The 15,786-nt window shown below is 32.1% G+C and carries 15 protein-coding genes; 7 read left to right on the forward strand and 8 right to left on the reverse strand.

Annotation, left to right across the window (positions count from 1 at the left end; all coding sequences use genetic code 11):
- The first annotated feature begins 18 nt into the window (after window positions 1–18).
- Together JM80_RS00450 and JM80_RS00455 are read left to right on the forward strand one after the other, a co-directional pair.
- On the forward strand, window positions 19–2,415 hold the full coding sequence (locus JM80_RS00450; RefSeq protein WP_144708875.1) for a TonB-dependent receptor domain-containing protein: 2,397 nt from the start codon (window positions 19–21) through the stop codon (window positions 2,413–2,415).
- A 17-nt stretch (window positions 2,416–2,432) separates the two neighbouring features.
- On the forward strand, window positions 2,433–3,008 hold the full coding sequence (locus JM80_RS00455) for a type 1 periplasmic binding fold superfamily protein (RefSeq protein ID WP_144708877.1): 576 nt from the start codon (window positions 2,433–2,435) through the stop codon (window positions 3,006–3,008).
- A gap of 76 nt (window positions 3,009–3,084) precedes the next feature.
- On the opposite strand, the gene gldC is transcribed toward JM80_RS00455, so the two are convergent.
- Both gldC and gldB read right to left on the reverse strand, forming a co-directional pair.
- Complete coding sequence (gene gldC, locus JM80_RS00460; protein ID WP_013621574.1) at window positions 3,085–3,423, reverse strand: gliding motility protein GldC; 339 nt, start codon at window positions 3,421–3,423, stop codon at window positions 3,085–3,087.
- Window positions 3,424–4,389 carry a gliding motility lipoprotein GldB gene (gldB, locus tag JM80_RS00465; protein WP_144708879.1) on the reverse strand — a complete coding sequence of 322 codons (966 nt, stop codon included), beginning with the start codon at window positions 4,387–4,389 and terminating at the stop codon, window positions 3,424–3,426.
- A 96-nt stretch (window positions 4,390–4,485) separates the two neighbouring features.
- Here gldB and nadE point away from each other — a divergent pair, with 96 nt between their 5' ends.
- The 3 genes from nadE to JM80_RS00480 all read left to right on the forward strand — a co-directional run bounded on the left by nadE (window position 4,486) and on the right by JM80_RS00480 (window position 7,359).
- Window positions 4,486–5,274 (forward strand): NAD(+) synthase, encoded by a 789-nt coding sequence (gene nadE, locus JM80_RS00470; protein ID WP_013621572.1) that lies wholly within the window; start codon window positions 4,486–4,488, stop codon window positions 5,272–5,274.
- A gap of 171 nt (window positions 5,275–5,445) precedes the next feature.
- Complete coding sequence (locus JM80_RS00475; RefSeq protein ID WP_013621571.1) at window positions 5,446–6,075, forward strand: response regulator transcription factor; 630 nt, start codon at window positions 5,446–5,448, stop codon at window positions 6,073–6,075.
- A gap of 177 nt (window positions 6,076–6,252) precedes the next feature.
- The gene (locus JM80_RS00480) at window positions 6,253–7,359 is read left to right on the forward strand and encodes an MBL fold metallo-hydrolase (protein WP_013621570.1); all 1,107 of its coding nucleotides are present in this window, start codon (window positions 6,253–6,255) and stop codon (window positions 7,357–7,359) included.
- Between the two features lie 25 nt (window positions 7,360–7,384).
- On the opposite strand, the gene dnaG is transcribed toward JM80_RS00480, so the two are convergent.
- On the reverse strand, window positions 7,385–9,358 hold the full coding sequence (dnaG, locus tag JM80_RS00485) for a DNA primase (RefSeq protein WP_144708881.1): 1,974 nt from the start codon (window positions 9,356–9,358) through the stop codon (window positions 7,385–7,387).
- A gap of 209 nt (window positions 9,359–9,567) precedes the next feature.
- Between dnaG and JM80_RS00490 the strand changes: the two genes are divergently transcribed.
- Window positions 9,568–9,993, forward strand: a complete 426-nt coding sequence (locus JM80_RS00490) for a hypothetical protein (protein WP_013621568.1) — start codon at window positions 9,568–9,570, stop codon at window positions 9,991–9,993.
- A 164-nt stretch (window positions 9,994–10,157) separates the two neighbouring features.
- Here JM80_RS00490 and JM80_RS00495 read toward each other — a convergent pair whose 3' ends face one another.
- The 4 genes from JM80_RS00495 to JM80_RS00510 form a co-directional block, all read right to left on the reverse strand.
- A complete protein-coding gene (locus JM80_RS00495) occupies window positions 10,158–11,222 on the reverse strand; it encodes a hypothetical protein (protein ID WP_144708883.1) in 1,065 nt (354 codons plus the stop codon).
- A gap of 100 nt (window positions 11,223–11,322) precedes the next feature.
- Window positions 11,323–12,078: a hypothetical protein gene (locus JM80_RS00500; RefSeq protein ID WP_144708885.1), complete on the reverse strand. Its 756-nt coding sequence runs from the start codon at window positions 12,076–12,078 to the stop codon at window positions 11,323–11,325.
- A 13-nt stretch (window positions 12,079–12,091) separates the two neighbouring features.
- Entirely contained in the window at window positions 12,092–12,661 is a 570-nt protein-coding gene (locus tag JM80_RS00505) for an RNA polymerase sigma factor (RefSeq protein WP_013621565.1), read from the reverse strand.
- 111 nt (window positions 12,662–12,772) lie between these two features.
- Window positions 12,773–13,750: a polyprenyl synthetase family protein gene (locus tag JM80_RS00510; RefSeq protein WP_013621564.1), complete on the reverse strand. Its 978-nt coding sequence runs from the start codon at window positions 13,748–13,750 to the stop codon at window positions 12,773–12,775.
- Window positions 13,751–13,953: 203 nt separating this feature from the next.
- On the opposite strand from JM80_RS00510, the gene JM80_RS00515 reads away from it, so the two are divergent.
- Window positions 13,954–14,637: a Lipl32 family lipoprotein gene (locus tag JM80_RS00515; RefSeq protein WP_013621563.1), complete on the forward strand. Its 684-nt coding sequence runs from the start codon at window positions 13,954–13,956 to the stop codon at window positions 14,635–14,637.
- A 65-nt stretch (window positions 14,638–14,702) separates the two neighbouring features.
- On the opposite strand, the gene rlmN is transcribed toward JM80_RS00515, so the two are convergent.
- Entirely contained in the window at window positions 14,703–15,746 is a 1,044-nt protein-coding gene (gene rlmN / locus JM80_RS00520) for a 23S rRNA (adenine(2503)-C(2))-methyltransferase RlmN (RefSeq protein WP_034643018.1), read from the reverse strand.
- Window positions 15,747–15,786 lie beyond the last annotated feature (40 nt).

The raw sequence follows: 15,786 nt of genomic DNA on the forward strand, positions 1-15,786 counted from the left end.
TTACACAAAAATATTATTATGCGCTATACGCTAACAATACTATGTATTATAGTGTGTCAGTCTTTTGTATTTAGCCAAGATTGTTCTAATATTCTTTTAGGAGAAGTAATAGACTTTCATGACAAACAACCATTAGCAGACGCTATTATACAAGTAAGAGGAAACAAGAAGCAAGTATATTCTGATGAGTTTGGAAAGTTTACTCTAAAAAATTTATGCAACGGCATTATAGAGTTAGAAATATCTCACCCAGAATGCAGTACAAGATTTGTAACAGTAGAAATTTATGGCAACACCCATAAAAAAATAACCTTAGAACATCATTTAGAAGAGTTAAATGAAGTTAAGGTTACGGGCTCTACCATTAAAGAAACCAATTCTGCACAAGAAAAAACGATAAAAACAGAGCAGCTAGAACGCTTTGGCAGCAACAATTTGGGTGATGCGCTTAAACAAATAAACGGAGTATCTAGCTTAAACACAGGTTCAAATATTGTAAAACCTATAATACAAGGTTTGGGAGGCAGTAGAGTACTTATACTTAATAATGGTACTCGTATGCAAGATATGGAATGGGGTGCAGAACACGCACCAAACATAGATATTAATTCTGCCAACAAAGTTACAATTGTAAAAGGTGCTGCCGCATTAAAATATGGTGGTGATGCTATTGGAGGTATTATTTTACTAGACCAAAATAGAATACCCAAAAAAGATACTATTTACGGCAAAACACTTGTAAACGGAGTGTCTAATGGCAGAGGCGGAAACATAACCACAGAACTTACCAAAGCACATGAAAATGGTTTTTATGTAAAAGGACAAGCATCTTACAAGAAATTAGGAGATGCAGAAGCTCCAAATTATATATTATCAAATACAGGAGTTTCTCAATTTGGCGCTAGTATAGATTTTGGAAAACTTGGTTTTGAGAGTGGCTGGAATGCCTACTACTCGTACTTTGACACAAATATTGGTATTTTAAGTGCGTCTCATATAGGTAATGTAGACGATTTAATTACCGCTATTAATAGTGATGAACCAAGTGAAACAACAAGTTTTACTTATGACATTAATAAGCCTAGACAACATGTTAAACATCATTTAGGAAAACTTAGATACTATAAGCGTTTTGAAGGCTTAGGGAAATTAAATCTTCAATATGACATACAACAAAACCATAGGTTTGAGTATGATATACGTGTTGGTGACGACAAAGAAAAAGCTTCTTTAGACCTTAAGCTTACAACACAAACACTTGCTGCAGATATTACTATTGATGCTTTTGAAAAGCAAAAATTTTCTTTTGGAATTCTAGGCCGATATCAAGATAATTTTGCCAATCCAAATACAGGTGTAAGACGTTTAATTCCTGATTATGATAAAGTAGATTTTGGAGTTTTTGCAACTACAGAATATAAACTTTCTGATGCCACTACTTTAGATGCTGGTATTAGATTTGATTATAGTAAAATTGATGCCCAAAAGTTTTACATAACATCTAGATGGGAAGAACGCGGGTACAATGAAGATTTTAATGATATAATTATTGATGACCTAGGCACACAACTTTTAACAAATCCTGAGCTAAGCTATCATAATTTTTCAGCGTCTGCAGGACTAAAACACCGCTTTAATTCTGAAAATTTATTTAGATTTAATTACACTTTAGCGCAACGTGCTCCAAATCCGTCTGAATTATTTAGTGATGGACTGCATCATTCTGCTGCCCGTATAGAATTAGGCGATTTACGCATAAAGAGCGAAACGTCACACAGAATATCATTAAGCTTAGGAAAAAACACTTACACTTGGGGCTACGAGGTTTCACCTTATTATAACCTTATATCAGACTTTATTCTTTTAGAACCAACTGGTGTAGAATTCTCTTTACGAGGTGCATTTCCTGTTTGGGAATACAGACAAACAGATGCTCGTTTACTTGGTGTAGACGCATCTATCTATAATAACTGGACAAACAACTGGAGAACAGATCATAAATTTTCTATAGTTAAAGGAAAAGACAGAACTAAAAACGAAGCTTTAATTAATATTCCTTCTGCTCGTTTACAAAACCAAATAACGTTTACTAAACAAGAATGGAACAACTTTAATATTAGCCTACAAAGTGAATATGTATTTAAACAAAATGAATACATAGATAATATTATGGTATACTCACCACAACAAGACCAGGAAGTAGAACTAGATATAAACACACCTCCAAGTGCTTACCATTTATTAAAATTAGATTCAGAAATGAAATTTAACTTAAAAAATAGCAAAGCATTAACTGTTGGTTTAGGCATAACTAATTTATTGAACACAGAATATAGAGACTACCTTAACAGACAACGTTATTTTACAGACGATTTAGGAAGGTCTTTTACACTTAGATTAAAATATAATTACTAACACAAATTCCTATTAAAATGAAAACAGAAAACACAATTTTGAAAAACATTAAAAAAGCAAGTTTAATTGCATTGTCTAGTATTGCTTTAATTTCATGTTCTGATGATGACGATGCTCCAGAAGCAATTAACGATGAAGAAGTAATAACTACAGTAATAATAGAACTTACACCACAAGCAGGAGGTACAGCAGTTACTCTAACGTCTAAAGATGATGATGGTACTGATGGTCCAAACGCTCCAGTAGTTACAGTTGAAAACTTAGCAGCTAACACAACCTACAACGGTACCATTACATTACTTAATGAAACTGAAAGCCCTGCTGAAGATATTACTTTAGAAGTTGAAGAAGAAGATGATGAGCACCAATTCTTTTATACTGTCTCTGGCGCTATTAGCGCTACAGAATACACAGATATGGATGAAGATGGCAACCCTGTAGGTATTACATTTACCCTTTCTACAGGAGATGCTGGTGCTGCAACATTAGGCGTAACTTTAAGACACGAGCCTAAAAAACCAAACGATGGTACTACTGCAGATGCCGGCGGAGCAACAGATGTAGAGCAAACTTTTTCTGTTACAGTAGAGTAATTTACTCTTAAGATTTAAAAACTAAAAACTCCCAAATTTCTTTGGGAGTTTTTTAATTGTAATAATTTAAATAATGCTAGCCTTTTTTAAGCTCTAGCTTATCTGCAAAATACTCGCAAAAATCTTTCATTGTTGCTGTCATTTTTTCATCTTGTGTAGCTTTATAAAAAGTATCAGACAAAGACACTAATGTTTGATGAAAAAATACTTTCATTTCATCTACAGGCATATCTTTAGTCCATAAATCTATTTTTAAAGACTCTTGGTTTTTACTATCCCATACAGATAAAAGCATTGCTTTTGCCTCTTCATTCTCTATCCCTCCGTCTTCTGCAGACCAATTTAAAGCCTCTGGCACTCTGTTTTCATCCAGACCAACAGTTAACTTAATTTCTGATGTATGTAATTTTGACATTTATCTTTTTGGTTTATAATTAGATTTTTTAAATATTTCCTCAGCAGGCAGCTGTAGCATTTGTTGCAAAGTTACGTTATTATTATCCATAAAAGAACGCACAATTTGCCATCCTAAAAAACGTCCTAATCGTCCTGGCGACTCACTATCTAACTCCAACTGAAACTTAGAAAATGGTGCAGGATCTAAAAAACGCTTATTTAAATTTTTATATGTACTATATAAATATTGGTTTTCAATAAAATTACGCCAAATTGGTTCTTCATTAGCAAAAGCCCAATCCAAATCTTGCTGAGTATACTTTATTTTTACTGCATCATCTACAAAAGGTATTAGCTTATCTTTTACATATAACTCTTTTCCATAATATACCAACTGCGCTAAAAAAGTTCTGTCGTTTGCAGGATAAGGCACAACTTTTTTTGCAAATGTATTAGCTACATCTGTTAAAAGGTATTTTTTATCTAATCCCTCTGCAATATAATTTTGTAATCCTTTGTAAAATTTATGATCCTTTCCCAAGTAGTTATCTAATCCAATTAATAAAAGTTCTTCTGTAAGTATAACAGGATTATTATAATTTACATCAGAAATAACAGTAACCACTTTAGGCTCTGTCTCTTTAGGAAAGTAATATTTTACGTGTTTGTAAAATAACTCAAGCTCATTTTTTTGCTTTTTAAAGTCTCCAAAGGCTATATTAACTTCTTTTAACAAAGATATTTGTAATGTATCTCTTAATTTTGCGACCCATAAGCTATCTGGATATTGTACAGGAAATAAGTAAGGATACTTTTCTTTTAACACAGGAATATCTGTTGGTTTAGCATCAGCAATTTCCCTATCAAACCTAGCAACATCTAATGATACATTTACTTTGGCTATCTGTTTTGCCTCTTTAGACTCTTGTTTACAACCCAAAAAAAGGATAAAAACAAGTAAAATGATATAAAATGGTTGTTTCATTTAAAAGTAATTACAGTAACATTTTAATATTAAAATGTTAGCGTTTATTTTTACAGGATACAAAGTTAACAGTTTTCAACGTAATAAAGGAATTCTATGCAAACAGAAAAAGTAACAAACCATATTGTTAATTGGCTAAAGGATTATGCTACAAAAGCAAACATAAAAGGATTTGTAATAGGTATATCTGGCGGAATTGATTCTGCTGTAACATCTACCCTGTGTGCAAAAACAGGTTTAGAGTTACTTTGTTTAGAAATGCCAATACACCAAGCAGAGAGTCAGGTAACAAGAGCCAGCAAGCATATAGATTGGTTGCAAAGCAATTTTAAAAACGTAAAAAGACAACAAGTAAACTTAACTCCTGTTTTTGATAGCTTTATAGACACACTACCAAGTGTAACTAATGAAGAAGAGAGGTTTTTATCTTTAGCTAACGCAAGAGCAAGACTAAGAATGACAACTTTGTATTATTTTGCAGGATTACACGGTTATTTGGTAGCTGGTACTGGCAACAAGGTTGAAGATTTTGGCGTAGGATTTTACACTAAGTATGGAGATGGCGGAGTAGACCTTAGCCCTATTGCAGATTTAATGAAAAGTGAAGTATACGAAATTGCTAAATTTACAGGTATTAATTCTGACATTATTAATGCTGCGCCTACAGATGGTTTGTGGGGAGATGACAGAACAGATGAAGACCAAATAGGAGCATCATACCCAGAGCTAGAGTGGGCAATGCTAGAAGACGACAAGGGTAAAACAAAAAATGATTTTAAAGGAAGACAACAAGAGGTCTTTATATTATATAAAAAACTAAACAATGCTAACCAGCACAAAATGAAACCAATACCTGTATGCGACATTCCAAATGGCTTAAAATAGCCAGTCATCGCAGATAACGTATTGTAAAACGAAAAAAAGTTAAATAATAGTAAATTCTAACAAAAAAGTACCATTTTTGTTGAACAAACATACAATTTAACCTTACATTCTCTGTCAGAATTAATGTTGTGGAAGACAGATTATGCTTAAATTTAATTAAAACCAAAAAAAATGAAAACAGTATTTATTGCAGATAGTCACCCTGTTGTGCAAGTGGGCATTACGCAGATGTTGAGTATTGAGACGGGCTTTAAAGTTATTGGCACTGCTAGAACTTCATCAGAACTTTTTGAAAAACTGGAAAATGAAACTCCAGATATTTTAATGTTAGAGATGGATTTTCCTGAGATTAACGGGATTGCTTGTTTAAGAAAAATGAAGAAGAATCATCCAGATGTTAAAGTACTTATGTACAGCGGACAGTCTGAAGATGTTTACGCTATTAGCTCTATTAGAGCTGGTGCGCAAGGTTATTTATCTAAAAACGCAGATTTAGATTACATAGTAGCGGCTCTAGAAAAAATTAGTGATGGTAAAATGTTTATCACTAATGAACTAGCGCAAAGACTAGCTTTTGATGAAGGCACACAAAAACCTAGAAGATTATTTAGAAAACTATCTACAAGAGAAATAGAAGTTTTAAAAATGCTTGCTAGCGGTAAAAGAAACAAAGATGTTGCATTAGGTCTTGGTTTAAACGAAAAAACCATTAGTACTTACAAGGCTCGTTTAATGAAAAAATTAAACGTAGATAATATGGTAGACTTATTACAACAAGCTAAAGCATTAGATATTTTCTAAGAAATAACATATGTTTTATCAAAAAAAGTCAGCTCATTGCTGACTTTTTTTTGTTTAAAACTATTAATATTAAGCTAAAAAATAAAGCAAACAGACTATAATACAATTAGTTGTTTAATTTTACAGCTTACTAAATTTACATCTAGCAATATGCTAAAAAGATTATTTAAAAGAATAATGATTGCAATAGTAACTATACTTATAACATTAGTAATATCTTATTTTTTATTTACTAATTTTTACCCAACATTTGGTGGTGATATTACCAAAGAGCGTAAAGAAATTTATAAAGAATCTCCTCAATACAAAAACAACAAGTTTAACAACACTTTACCTGTACCCAAAGATTTAAGTTTTACAGAAACACTATCATTAGCATACAAGTTTTTTACAACTAAAGTACCTAATGCTAGACCTAAAAAAGACTTAAATGTAAAAACAGTAGACTCTGCTGATGTTGCAAATTACAACAAAGAATCTCGACTTTTTTGGTATGGCCACTCTTCTTTTCTATTACAAATTGAAGGTAAAAACATTCTTTTAGACCCAATGTTAGGTAAAGTTGCTGCTCCACATCCATTAATGGGTGCAAATAGATTTAATACTAAATTCCCTATAGCATTAGAACAGCTTAATAAAATTGATGCTGTATTGTTTTCACATGATCATTATGATCATTTAGATTATGAAACCATTTTAAAAATTAAAGACAAAGCCAAACGCTTTTATGTACCGTTAGGTGTAGGTGTACATTTAGAAGCTTGGGGCGTAGCAAAAGATAAAATTACAGAATTAGATTGGTGGCAAAATACAAAACTAGACAACTTAACTTTTGTTTGTACCCCAGCACAACATTTCTCTGGACGTAAACTTAACAACAGCCAAAGCACACTTTGGAGCTCTTGGGTAATACAATCTAAACAAGATAACATTTACTTTAGTGGAGATAGTGGCTACTCCCCGCACTTTAAAGAAATAGGAGATAAATACGGCCCTTTTGATATTGCCTTAATGGAATGCGGACAATATAACCAAATGTGGGCAGATATACATATGATGCCCGAAGAAACCGCACAAGCTGGCTTAGATGTGCAAGCCAAAAAAATTGTTCCGATACACTGGGCTGGCTTTAAATTAGCTTTACATAGCTGGACAGATCCAATTGTACGTGTAAAAGCAAGGGCAAAAGAACTAAACCTAGATGTAATTACACCCGAAATTGGAGATGAAATTATTGTAAAAGACACGACCAATAATACCACAAATTGGTGGGAGAACTATTAAATACAACTAAGGGCTAACTCATTATTTAAGAGAGCACCCTAGCTAATTTTTTACCCAATAAAGAGTTTAAGTTTAGATAATTCATTATTTCTTGCAAAATTTCTGAATTATCTAGACTTGGATCCTGAGTTTTTTCTTGTAACTCCCCTATTCTCTTTTTTATTAAATAGCAACGTAACGTTAGTATGGTTTCACTTACCAACTGACCTATACTTACAGACTTTTCTTTTGGATATATTTCTTTACGTTCCCAATCATGTAAAATGTATTTTTCTTCTTCCATTAAAATTGAAGAAATTTCGGAGACTAAATCTTGATCTAAACCACCAATAAACTTATTTGCCTCAAAATGTTCTTTTTCATTTAAGTCTTCTATAAGTTTGTAATATATATCTCTAAAATTTGCATTGGTAAGTTCTATTTCATCATCTTGTAAATCCAGATAAATTTTTTCGAAAACACGCGCCTCTACAGTTTCTTTTTCTAAAATAAGGTCTCCCTTATCATCTTCTTTAAGCAACAAATCATCAAACTGCTGAGTAGTGTCTCCGTAAAGCAAAAGCAATTCTATTATCTTTTTTTCTAAAACATATTGAACATCTAACTTCTCTTGTACAACTTTATTTTTTACAACCTGAAAAGGTTTTTGCTCTTCTTTTTGTTTTTTAACCTCGTCTGCAATCTCCTTTTTACCTATCTGCGCAAGCGTGTTAAAAAGTACAGATTCTGAAATATTCATTAACTGCGCACACTCTTGTATGTAAATTTCCTTTTTAATACGGTCTGGTATCTTAGAAATACTATTTACAATATCGCGTACTGTTTCTGCTTTTTTTATTGGGTCATTGGCAGTTTCTTTTATTAATAAAGAAGCTTTAAACTGTATAAAATCTTTAGAATTACTTTCTAAATATTGATGAACTTCTTCTAAAGAGTTGTTTTTAGAAAAACTGTCTGGGTCTTCACCTTCAGGAAAAGTACAAACCCTAACATTCATACCTTGTTCTAAAATTAAATCTATACCACGTAATGAGGCACGCAAACCAGCTGCATCACCATCAAACAAAACAGTTATGTTTTTAGTTAACCTATTTACAAGTCTAATTTGGTCTGGTGTAAGTGCGGTACCACTAGAAGCAACAACATTGTGTATACCTCTTTGATGAAACTGTATAACATCTGTATACCCTTCTACCAAATAACAGTTATCTTCTTTAGCTATAGCCTGTTTAGCGTGGTAAATACCATAAAGCACTTTACTTTTATGGTAAATATCACTCTCTGGAGAATTTAAGTATTTAGCTGCTTTTTTATCATTAGTTAAAATACGACCACCAAAACCTAACACTCTACCACTCATAGACTGTATAGGAAACATTACACGACCTTTAAATCTATCAAATTTTCTAGCCTCTTGTCCTTCTTGTTTCTTAACTATTGTTAAACCTGTTTTTTCTAGATACTCTAACTTATACCCTTTATCTAAGGCAGTGTTTGTAAAAGAGTCCCATTGATCTAAACAATAACCAAGGCTAAATTTTTTAATTGTTTCATCTGTAAAGCCCCGTTCTTTAAAGTAACTTAAACCAATAGCCTTACCCAACTCACGTTCCCACAATACTTCAGAAAAATATTTTTGAGCATACTCAGACACCAAGTACATACTCTCTTTTTCATTAGCTTGCTCTTTTTGTTCGTCTGTACGTTCGGTTTCTTCTATTTCTATATTATACTTTTTAGCCAAGTATTTTATAGCCTCTGGATAAGTAAAGTGTTCATGCTCCATTAAAAAAGCAACTACATTACCTCCTTTACCACTACTAAAATCTTTCCAGATTTGTTTAACAGGAGACACCATAAAACTTGGTGAACGCTCATCTGTAAACGGACTTAAACCTTTAAAGTTGGTTCCAGATTTTTTTAACTGAACAAAATCGCCAATAACCTCCTCTAAACGAGCAGTTTCATAAACTTGGTCTATAGTAGATTTAGAAATCAAATTTTAGTAATTTTTAAATAAGAGGGTAAATATAATGAACTAAATATCAAAAAAATAAACTAATCTAAAATAAGTGCTATAACAACTACCCCTGTTTTCAGGGTAAGCATTTTAGCTAGTCTAAGGGTAATTTAAACTCTATAATGGCCGCACCTTTGTAACATCAAAATTAAATAAACCAATATTAATCTAAAAAAAAATTAAAAATTATGAGCTGGGGAATTTCTTTAATATTATTAAGCATTTTAGCTGTACCGTCTTTATTATTATCTAAAAAACCAAATGCCAAAGAGCTACTAGAAAAAATTGAACCTTACCAAGGTTGGATAGGAATGGTATTTTGTTTTTGGGGGATTTGGGGAATTGTTAGTGCTATTTTAACTATTGGATGGTTAAGCACTTGGCCTATCTTATGGATAACATATTTAGTAGGTAACATTGTTACTGCTGCTTTGGGCTTTATGTTAGGGTACGGACTAATTAACAAGTATGTATTATCTAAAAATGAAGCAGCAAAGGCTAAAGCCGAAGAGATGAGAGCTAAAATTGCTCCTAAGCAAGGTAAATTAGGTTTAATTGGCCTTATACTTGGCGCTTGGATGATTGTATCTTCATTTTTATTTGTAGTATCCTAATAAAAAACACACAATACTTATTTGGTTGATAAGGGCAAGAATCTTGACTAGTTTAAATTGTCTCCGTAGTTTTTACTAGCTCAGGATTCTTCATTTAAAAATTCAAAAACAAAAAAAATCCTAAGCTAAATTGCTTAGGATTTTTATATTTTTCTAATACGCTATTATAAATCAAAACGTAAGCCTACTGAAATATTATGCTGATCTACTAAGGCATCTTTAAAAATAGGATTAAGATCATACTTAACATATAATGTTGTATCTCCAAAACCTGCATATGCACTTAAACCGTATATAAGGTCTGATGTATTGTAGTCTCTTTTAAACTTATCTTTAACTTTTTTACCATTCTCTTTGTATTTTAGCTTTTGACGAGTACCAATATTAAATCCTCCATAGGCACCTATACCTATTCTAAACTTGTTATCTATATAATAACGCATTTTTTCTTCCGTTTCTTCTTTTCTAGATGGTCCAAACTCAAAATGCACAGGAAATACTAGGTTATCCATTCTAAGTTTTGCTTTGTCTAAATCATACTCAAAGTCCTGTAAATCCGTTTGGTTTCCGTTTTCTACAAAGTATAAGTTATCATCTACTTTAAGACCATTAAATTGAAACGAAAAACCATAATTTAGACGCACTGCATTAGAGTTTTTAAACAATCTAGTTCTCCAATTAATTCCCATTTCAAAAAAACGACTACCTCCTATTTTATAAGGAGAATCATCTAAAGATTGTCCGTCTATAATTGCATTATTTAACCCAACAGCCAAAACAAGTTCAGACACGGTTCTAATATCGTATTTAACTTCTTGTTTTTTTGTTTCACTATAAAAAATAGATTTGTCGTTAAATTTTATATCAAAAACATCTACCTCTACTTTACCTGGTAAAGAATCTAACCTAGCAAGCTTATCTGTACCATTACGCTCTAATAATGATATTTTATTATCAATAATAGCAACCCTATTCTCTATGTTTAAAGCTCTATTTTTTGCTGCCTCAGCTTTTAAATTTTGTGCTTGTTGCGCTGTTATTTCATTCTTCTCTAAACGCTTAGTTATAGCCTCTATTTCTGTTTTTAGCGCCTCTTTTTCATACAATCTAATTTGTTCTTTTTCTTTTAATAAAAGATCAATTTTAGATTTAATTTGTTCTTGAGCAAATGTTAGTTGCACACAAAAAACCGTTATAATTAATAAAATGTAGTGTGTAGTTTTTTTCATAATAATTAAATTTTAGATGTGTTTTATTATTCCCCTAGCATATTGCAGATACAATACGCCAGAAGAAAATATAAAACTCTGATTGATGAATGTTTATTTGTTAGTTAGTACGTGCAGCTACTGCAGTTTTTAATTTGAGGTAACGCCTTTTTAGATTGTCAAAAATTTTATCTCTAAAACTTACATCTAATTCACTTTCTGCTTCTATCAATAAGGCCATAGCGTCTACAGACATACCTGCTTTAATTGCTTTTTCTGCTAAAATTTCTTGTTGTGCATTACGTAGTAAAGAGTCTACTTCTGCATCTGTAACTGCAATATTATTTTCCTCTAGCAAGGCTAGTTTCTCCATTACAACATTTAGTTTGGCATCTATAATTGTTTTCTCTGGCTGGTTAATTTTTAATTGTTTATTCGTTTTTTCATATGCAGCAATTTTTGTCTGCTCTGGTCTTTTAAATTGATTTTCTGGAGTATTAATTTTTGCTTCCTGTTTAATTACAGTGTTTTTCTCTTCTTTTACAGTTACTTCTTTAGATGCTACAACAGTAGTATTTTCTTCTTTAAAAATTGTCTTTGTTTTTAAAATTGATTTTTTACTATCATCTACTTTATCTGTGTCTACAACTTGAGGAGAATTATTACTTGGTTCTGCAGTGTTAAAAAACCAAACCGATGCTATTAACAAACCAACTAAACAAGCAGCAATAGCAAAATATGCTGGCTTTTTATTTTTTTTATTAATTGGTTGACTCTCCAAACCCGCAGCAACTTTGGACCACGCATTGCTAGATGGGGTAACTTCCCTATCTTTTAGCTTATCTTTTAAATGTTCTTCAAATTTTAAAGGTGCCATTGTACTATTTTTTTTAAGATTCTATTGTAACTGAATCTGTTGTCTTTATTTTTTCTAATTTTTCTTGCAACATTTTTCTAGCTTTAAACAACTGAGATCTTGATGTATTTTCTGAAATACCCAATTGCTCTGCAATTTCAAAATGTTTGTATCCCTCAATAGCATACATTACAAATACTATTTTATAACCTTCTGGTAAAGCATCTATTAATAACTGTACTTGCTCTACATCTAAATCTGGCGTACTAGTTATATGTTTAGGTGCAGAACGCTCATATACTTCATCATCAAAAACAATATGCTGTTTTTTACGCAAGTAAGTTATACACTCCCTAACCATAATTTTACGAACCCATCCTTCAAAACTACCCTCAAACTTAAAAGTGTCTAAATACTTAAATACTTTTAAAAAAGCACATACCATAACATCCTCTGCAAATTGCAGGTCTTTTATATATTGCCTGCAAACGCTTAACATTTTTGGAGCATATTTATTATACAAGCGCTCTTGAGCATCCCTGTCTGCAGCAGCGGCTTTTTTTATAAGGGTATTCTCGTTTTTGTAAAGTTTAATAATTTTCACAGTAATGGTGTTCTATAAGTATAGACAACAAACATTACTGTAACGTTGCCCAGAAAATAAATTTATTTTAAAATAAATTACAACGCTCTGATTTTTAAAGTGATAAAGTTATTATTTTTTTCTATCTACCACGTAATTTACCATTAGTTCTAGCGAACTTTTATAATCGGACTCTGGATATTTACTTAATAAAGCAAGAGCTTCCTTTTTAAAAGACATCATTTTCTCTTCGGCATACGCCAAACCACCACTGTCTTTAACAAAGTTAATTACCTCTTTAACTCGCTTTTTGTCTTTATTGTGCTTTTTAACAGAGTTTATTAACCAACTCTTTTCTTTTTTTGTGCAGTTATTAAGTGTATATATTAAAGGAAGCGTCATTTTTTGTTCTTTAATATCTATACCTGTTGGCTTACCAATTGCCTCATCCCCATAGTCAAACAAATCATCTTTTATTTGAAAAGCCATACCTATGAGTTCTCCAAACTTTCTAAAAGTTTCTACATCATCAGAATCTGGATTTACAGAACAAGCCCCTAAACTACAGCAAGCTGCTATTAGCGTGGCTGTTTTTTGTCTTATTATTTCATAATAGACATCTTCTGTAATATCTAATTTACGTGCTTTTTCAATTTGTAACAGCTCACCTTCACTCATTTCACGTACTGCAACCGAAATAATTTTTAGAAGATCAAAATCACCATTATCAATAGACAACAACAACCCTTTAGATAATAAAAAATCACCTACAAGTACAGCTATTTTATTTTTCCAAAGTGCATTTACTGAGAAAAAGCCACGACGCTTGTTACTATCATCTACAACATCGTCATGAACTAGAGTGGCAGTATGTATTAATTCTATAACAGATGCACCTCTATAAGTACGCTCATTAACCTTGCCACCAGATACCAATTTTGCTGTTAAAAAAACAAACATTGGTCGCATTTGTTTTCCTTTTCTATTTACTATATAGTAAGTAATTCTGTTTAATAAGGCCACCTTAGAAGACATAGAGGCGTGAAACTTTTTTTCAAAAAGCTCCATTTCTTTATTTACAGGGTCCTTAATTTGTGCTACAATTTTCAAAAAAGCAATTCGTTAAATTTGGAAAGGTAAAAGTAATTAAATTATTAGATTTCAAGGCAATGATTTACGTTTTAGTAATATTATAGCCTACCCCTGAAAACAGGGGTAAAATTTTCCCTACAAATAGGTCTATTTGTTTTGTTTAATAGCGTCATCTTTGCTGTGTTATTAAAAACAAAAACAATTAATAAATCACACTTAAGATGAAAAAAAATCTATTTGTAGCAGCAATGTTACTTTTTAGCTGTAGCGCAATTGTAAACGCTCAAAAATTGAAAAAATTTGGAAGTTCTGTTGAAAAAAAAATAGGACCAAAAACTATTAAGGTTCCTTACACAGACAACATTAGCTACTTAGGTTACGCTAGCCCTGGTAATGAAGATGAAGTAAAAGACAATAAAAAGTTTTATTACATATACGTTTGGGTACCATTGGCTGCTCCAGAATTAGGAGTAAGAATGGTTTCGCCTGCAAATGGTGATAAAATTAAAAATGCGGTAAAATCTGCAGATTTTGATGAGCACGCTTCTACAAAAGACTTTTTTGACACTTACATTACCTTAGAAAGATCTGATATTGTTTCTGCTGATAAAGTTACTACAGAAGGTGCTAAAAGTGCTAATTGGGTTACTTTAGCTTCTAATGATGATACATCTGAGTTACCTAAGCAACCTAGCGGAAGTAGCTACAATTCTTTATTACGTTACAAGAGTGAGGTAAGCAACCCTACAAAAGCATTAACTGCTGGCTTGTACAGAGTAGGTTTTACTACATACAAAAGAGGAGAAGTAAAAGGTACATTTTTAGCAGAAGTTGCTGCTCCTATTAAAATACCTGGAGTTGTAATGGCTAAAACTATTGATGAGTTAAAAGCTCAAATGAAATAAAAAAAACATTGTGGTTAATGTGTTTTTTTAGTTAAAGGCAGGTGATTGATTTTCGCCTGCCTTTTTTAGCTTTTATTTGCTAGCTGCCCACAAGCTGCATCTATATCTTTACCTCTAGAGCGCCTTACCGTAACTGTTATACCGTTACGCTCTAATGTTGCCACATACATATCTATAGCTTTATTACTAGCCTGCTGAAACTCACCATCATCTATAGGATTATACTCTATTAAGTTTACTTTTGATGGCGCAAACCTACAGAAATCTACAAGTGCATTTGCATCATTCTGTGTATCATTAATACCATCCCAAACTACATATTCATATGTAATTCTGCTTTTTGTTTTAGCGTACCAATACTGTAACGCCTCTCTTAAATCTTTTAAAGGAAAAGTAGCATTAAAAGGCATTATAGAGGTTCTAATTTCATCCACAGCAGAATGCAAGGACACTGCCAATTTAAACTTTACCTCATCATCTGCCATTTTCTTTATCATCTTTGGAACACCAGATGTAGAAACCGTAATTCTTTTTGGAGACATAGCTAAGCCCTCTGTAGAGGTTATTTTATCTATAGCTTTTAAAACATTATTATAGTTCATTAAAGGTTCTCCCATACCCATAAACACAATGTTACTTAGTTTACGGTCAAAATACAATCTACTTTCATTATCTATAGCAACTACTTGATCATAAATCTCATCTGGATTTAAGTTACGCATACGCTTTAACCTAGATGTTGCGCAAAACCTACAATCTAAACTACAACCAACTTGACTAGAGACACAGGCTGTGGTTCTTGTTTTTGTTGGTATTAGAACCGACTCTACAATTAAACCATCATGTAATTGCACAGCGTTTTTAATAGTACCATCACTACTACGCTGCATTTGATCTACTTTTATGTGGTTTATAACAAAGTTATCATCCAACAATTGCCTTGTTTCTTTAGATACATTTGTCATTGCCTCAAAAGAGTGTGCCCCTTTTTGCCATAACCACTCGTATACCTGGTTACCTCTAAAGGCTTTATCTCCTTGAGCTACAAAAAATGCTCTAATTTGTTCCTTAGTTAAGGCTCTTATGTCTTTTTTCTTATTTTTTTCCACAGTACTAAAGGTAGTAGATAAAAGTTAATCCCGCCAATTT

Source organism: Cellulophaga sp. RHA_52, assembly GCF_007827205.1.
Lineage (GTDB): Bacteria > Bacteroidota > Bacteroidia > Flavobacteriales > Flavobacteriaceae > Cellulophaga > Cellulophaga lytica.